Raw genomic sequence first — 4,218 nt, forward strand, 5'->3', positions numbered from 1 at the left:
ATTCCAACCTGTGGGAGCGGGCTTGCTCGCGAAGAGGCCAGTAGCCATAAGCGGATTTCCGCTCACCACCCCAAAACCATCAGCGACTTTCCGCTCAATAAAATCCCGCAACCCTTCTATTGCGGGCCTTCCTCTACCTGGCACAGCTCCTGCTATAGCCCCAACAGGCTGCGCACGCGCCGCTCCATAAAAACAACTAGATGAAGGATCCTTCAATGGATAACTCCAACACCGTGCCTCTGGGATCGACGGCCGCAAAAGCGCAGGAGCGCACCACCTCCAGCCGCATCAAGTCGATCTTCAGCGGATCGGTCGGCAACATGGTCGAATGGTACGACTGGTACGTCTACGCCGCCTTCTCGCTGTACTTCGCCAAAGCCTTCTTCCCCAAAGGCGACACCACTGCCCAACTGCTCAACACCGCCGCGATCTTCGCCGTGGGCTTCCTGATGCGCCCGATCGGTGGCTGGCTGATGGGCCTCTACGCCGACAAAGTCGGGCGTAAAAAAGCCTTGATGGCCTCGGTGTACCTGATGTGCTTCGGCTCGCTGCTGATTGCCCTGAGCCCAGGCTATGAAATCATTGGTATCGGTGCGCCGATCCTGCTGGTGTTTGCCCGCCTGCTGCAGGGCCTGTCGGTCGGCGGCGAATACGGCACCTCTGCCACCTATCTCAGTGAGATGGCCACCAAGGAACGTCGCGGGTTCTACTCAAGCTTCCAGTACGTGACCCTGATTCCCGAACAACTGTACGCCTGGGGCTGGCGCATCCCGTTCGCCATCGGCGCCCTGTGCGCAGTGGTCGCGCTGTACCTGCGTCGCGGCATGGAAGAAACCGAGTCGTTCACCAAGAAAGAAAAAGCCAAGGAAAGCGCAATGCGCACCTTGATGCGTCACCCCAAGGAACTGATGACCGTGGTCGGCCTGACCATGGGCGGCACCCTGGCGTTCTACACCTACACCACCTACATGCAGAAATACCTGGTGAACACGGTCGGCATGAGCATCTCCGACTCCACCACCATCTCGGCGGCGACGCTGTTTCTGTTCATGTGCCTGCAACCGATCATCGGCGGGCTGTCGGATAAAATCGGCCGCCGCCCGATCCTGATCGCCTTCGGCGTGCTTGGCACCCTGTTCACCGTGCCGATCCTCACCACCCTGCACACCATCCAGAGCTGGTGGGGCGCGTTCTTCCTGATCATGGCGGCGCTGATCATCGTCAGCGGCTACACCTCGATCAACGCCGTGGTGAAGGCCGAGCTGTTCCCGACCGAAATCCGCGCACTGGGCGTGGGCCTGCCGTATGCCCTGACCGTGTCGATCTTCGGCGGTACCGCTGAATACATCGCGCTGTGGTTCAAGAGCATCGGTATGGAAACGGGCTACTACTGGTACGTGACCGCGTGTATCGCCGTGTCGTTGATGGTCTACGTGACCATGAAAGACACGCGTAAACACTCGCGAATCACCACTGACTAACAGCCTAATGCAGTAAAAACTGTGGGAGCGGGCCTGGCCCCCCAAACCGGCGAGCAAGCCCGCTCCCACATTGGATATGATGGAGGCCCCAAAATTGAGAGCAGAACAGGGCCATGTCCGACGATATCCACTTTTACGAACCCGCCAACGGCCACGGCCTGCCCCATGACCCGTTCAATGCCATCGTCGGCCCACGCCCGATTGGCTGGATCTCCTCGCACGACCGCGAAGGCCGCCTGAACCTGGCGCCCTACAGTTTCTTCAACGCATTCAACTACATTCCGCCGATCATTGGGTTTTCCAGTGTCGGGCGTAAAGACAGCCTGAACAATATCGAACAGACCGGCGAATTCGTCTGGAACCTGGCCACCCGCCCGCTGGCCGAGCAGATGAACCAGAGCTGCGCGGCCGTATCGCCCGAGGTGAATGAATTCGAACTCTCCGGCTTGACGCCGGTGGCTTCGAAAATCGTTGGCGTACCACGGGTGGGCGAGAGCCCGGTGTCGTTCGAGTGCAAGGTGACGCAGATCATCCAGCTGCAACGTGCCGACCAACAGTTGGTGCCGAGCTGGCTGGTGCTGGGCGAGGTGGTTGCGGTGCACATCGCCAAATGGTTGCTCAAGGACGGGATCTACGACACCGCTGCCGCCGAGCCGATTTTACGCGGGGGTGGCCCGGCGGATTATTTCCAGCTGGGGCCAGAAGCGCTGTTCAAGATGTACCGCCCAGGCGCCACCAAACCCTGACTGCAATGCAATCAAAACTGTGGGAGCTGGATACCGCTATCGCAGGCAAGCCAGCTCCCACATTGGTTAGGTGTGCTGTCTCAGCGTTCAGCAGTCGCCCAGGTCAGTTGGCCTTCTGCATCCACATCGACCAGATGCTCGAGTTGCAACGTCGCCGCATCATCGGCATCGGACGCTGTCTTGAACGTCTGCCCATCAAGGATCTTGTGAAACCTGGGTGCGCCCATGCCATCCAGTGCCTTGACGGCGACGGCGGCGCTGTAGCCACCTTCGCCCGGTACTACGGCGGAAACGGCTTCGTGGTGGGCAAATTGTTTACGTGCCATGTTGCAAGTCCTGGCCAATGGAAAGTCGGCCATTCTAACCGTTAACCGGCCAGTTGCAGGTACTCGCCGTAGGCCTGTGCCGCCGATGCGTCGGTGAAGGTCTGGAAGTCCATGCTGCGCACGACCATGTCGTTCAGAAGCTCAGTGAAGATCATCAGGGCCGGAGAGTTGAAGTAGGCGCTCATGGCCTGCTCGCTGCTCCAGAACCCGGATACCAGCCATACATCGGGGTCGACCTGGGAGTGCTGCAACGAGAATTGCAGGCAACCCTGGGCCTGGCGACCCGGTTCGATCAAACTGCTCAAGCGTGCACCGAGTTCGGTGCTGCACCCGCTACGGGCGCGGATAAAGGCCATATGGCTCGCGGGAATGGGGGTGGACATGTTCGACTCTCCCGTTGAGAAGTGATGCTCGGCAAGCACAATGAGGGCGTGTTGCCACAGGATCAAAGATAACGGCGCGGCGGTAAGCGCGGTTAGTCAATTCCTGCAGGCTTATTGCACAATCCTGCGAGAAGCGTAGGGAGGACGTTCGGTCTCAGAATTTATTCCAGGCCCAGGCCCCATGTTTCAGGCAGATGACAGGCTGCGTACTTGCCTGATTCACGCGATCTCGCAGGATCAGGCAAGGATGCTGCAGAATCGACGTAACACTTTTTGAAAAGCCGCCGCTAAGCTGAGCCCATCAAAGCCGCGTGTAGAGGACGCCCCATGCCGTCGCCCGAATCCAAGCCCGTTCCCCTCGATGCCGAGATGGAGAAACAACGCGCCGAGCTGGCCAGTATCGTGCACCGCCATACCTGGGAGGACGGCTCCTACGGCACGGCGATCACCTCGCTGTACCTGAACCGCCACAACGCGCCCCGGGACTTCATGCCGGTGCTGGTGGAACCCGCGCTGTGCATCCTAGCCAGTGGCAGTAAGGAAGTGCGCCTGGCCGACGAGATCTTTGCCTACGACCCGCTTAACTACCTGGTGTTCTCGGTGGCGATGCCGGTGGCCGGCCGCATTATTGACGCCACCGCCGAGGACCCGAACCTCTCGGTGCGTATCAATATCGACCCGGCGCAGCTCACCGCGCTGATCGCAGAGGCCGGGCCGATGGGCGTGCCCTCGCGCCCGACCTCACGAGGCATGTACGTCGACCGCATCGATCACGCACTGCTCGACGCGGTGCTGCGCCTGACCCGCTTGCTGGACACGCCTAAAGACATCGCGATGCTCGCGCCCTTGATCAACCGTGAAATTCTCTACCGCTTGCTGCGTGGCCCGCAGGGTTATCGCCTGTATGAAATCGCTGTGGCTAACAGCCAGAGCCATCGGGTGAGCCAGGCGATCACCTGGCTGAACGGCAACTATGAACAGCCGCTGCGCATCGACGACCTGGCCAAGGAAGTGAACCTGAGCGTCTCGACCTTGCACCACCGTTTCAAAGCGATCACGGCCATGAGCCCGCTGCAATACCAGAAGCAACTGCGCTTGCAGGAAGCCCGGCGGCTGATGATTGCCGAAGGGCTGGAGGCCTCGGCGGCGGGCTATCGGGTGGGGTATGAAAGCCCGTCCCAGTTCAGCCGGGAGTACAGCCGGTTGTTCGGTGCGCCGCCGCTGCGCGACCTGGCCCGGTTGCGCCAGAGCATCTGATGTACGCAGAGCAACATGTGGGAGC

5 protein-coding genes are annotated in these 4,218 nt (G+C 60.4%); 3 read left to right on the forward strand and 2 right to left on the reverse strand.

Annotated elements, in window-relative coordinates:
* Positions 1 to 215: 215 nt before the first annotated feature.
* Together BMH52_RS27565 and BMH52_RS27570 are read left to right on the forward strand one after the other, a co-directional pair.
* The gene (locus BMH52_RS27565) at positions 216 to 1,481 is read left to right on the forward strand and encodes an MFS transporter (RefSeq protein WP_073845653.1); all 1,266 of its coding nucleotides are present in this window, start codon (positions 216 to 218) and stop codon (positions 1,479 to 1,481) included.
* A 113-nt stretch (positions 1,482 to 1,594) separates the two neighbouring features.
* A complete protein-coding gene (locus tag BMH52_RS27570; RefSeq protein ID WP_038451372.1) occupies positions 1,595 to 2,227 on the forward strand; it encodes a flavin reductase family protein in 633 nt (210 codons plus the stop codon).
* An 80-nt stretch (positions 2,228 to 2,307) separates the two neighbouring features.
* Here BMH52_RS27570 and BMH52_RS27575 read toward each other — a convergent pair whose 3' ends face one another.
* Together BMH52_RS27575 and BMH52_RS27580 are read right to left on the reverse strand one after the other, a co-directional pair.
* Entirely contained in the window at positions 2,308 to 2,553 is a 246-nt protein-coding gene (locus BMH52_RS27575; RefSeq protein WP_019817340.1) for a hypothetical protein, read from the reverse strand.
* A gap of 41 nt (positions 2,554 to 2,594) precedes the next feature.
* Positions 2,595 to 2,936 (reverse strand): antibiotic biosynthesis monooxygenase family protein, encoded by a 342-nt coding sequence (locus BMH52_RS27580; RefSeq protein ID WP_003193915.1) that lies wholly within the window; start codon positions 2,934 to 2,936, stop codon positions 2,595 to 2,597.
* Positions 2,937 to 3,263: 327 nt separating this feature from the next.
* Between BMH52_RS27580 and BMH52_RS27585 the strand changes: the two genes are divergently transcribed.
* Positions 3,264 to 4,193: an AraC family transcriptional regulator gene (locus BMH52_RS27585; RefSeq protein WP_003193916.1), complete on the forward strand. Its 930-nt coding sequence runs from the start codon at positions 3,264 to 3,266 to the stop codon at positions 4,191 to 4,193.
* The last annotated feature ends 25 nt before the right edge of the window (positions 4,194 to 4,218 follow it).

It is taken from the genome of Pseudomonas sp. BTN1, from assembly GCF_001907715.1.
Taxonomy (GTDB): Bacteria; Pseudomonadota; Gammaproteobacteria; order Pseudomonadales; family Pseudomonadaceae; genus Aquipseudomonas; species Aquipseudomonas paracarnis.

Excerpts from the sequence above, each read along its gene's own strand:
- BMH52_RS27565 (WP_073845653.1), top strand. The coding sequence starts at position 216 with ATGGATAACTCCAACACCGTGCCTCTGGGATCGACGGCCGCAAAAGCG.
- BMH52_RS27580 (WP_003193915.1), bottom strand. The coding sequence starts at position 2,936 with ATGTCCACCCCCATTCCCGCGAGCCATATGGCCTTTATCCGCGCCCGT.
- BMH52_RS27585 (WP_003193916.1), top strand. The coding sequence starts at position 3,264 with ATGCCGTCGCCCGAATCCAAGCCCGTTCCCCTCGATGCCGAGATGGAG.
- BMH52_RS27570 (WP_038451372.1), top strand. The coding sequence starts at position 1,595 with ATGTCCGACGATATCCACTTTTACGAACCCGCCAACGGCCACGGCCTG.
- BMH52_RS27575 (WP_019817340.1), bottom strand. The coding sequence starts at position 2,553 with ATGGCACGTAAACAATTTGCCCACCACGAAGCCGTTTCCGCCGTAGTA.